1 protein-coding gene is annotated in these 402 nt (G+C 44.8%); it reads right to left on the bottom strand.

Annotation, left to right across the window (positions count from 1 at the left end; genetic code table 11):
- Positions 1–164: 164 nt before the first annotated feature.
- Positions 165–402: hypothetical protein (locus EJ063_RS21980; RefSeq protein WP_208640402.1), on the bottom strand; the 238-nt coding region annotated here is incomplete at its 5' end.

Raw genomic sequence — 402 nt, 5'->3', positions numbered from 1 at the left:
CAGTCTGGAAATCATGATGTCTAACGAACCAGGTGGATTGTTGCATATACACAATGAATTTGATGGGAGTCTATTGTGATTGAATGTGTGGATTCCTATTGACATTCGCATAAACACACCACATACACTTGTGCACACATGCCCACACACACCCACTCACACAATCACACAATCGAACGAACAAACATGTGCGGTCTTGTAGTCTGTGGCAGTAGGTGGAGAGGAATATGTAGAGGAGTGATGTTGTTCCCAACACCCACATTTTCCCGACAATTTATCAGTCGGTAGATCAGTAACTGTGAGTTCTCTGTCCAGATAGTGTGAGGTGTTGTGTATGATAAGGTGACGGGAACACATTTGTGTGTGTGGATGACGACGATGTTGCTGCTGCTGCTGCTGTTG

The sequence above is a fragment of the Vibrio aquaticus genome, from assembly GCF_003970385.1.
Lineage (GTDB): Bacteria > Pseudomonadota > Gammaproteobacteria > Enterobacterales > Vibrionaceae > Vibrio > Vibrio aquaticus.
Note: the sequence above shows the minus strand (reverse complement) of the source record. Positions and strands in the feature narration are given on the sequence as shown.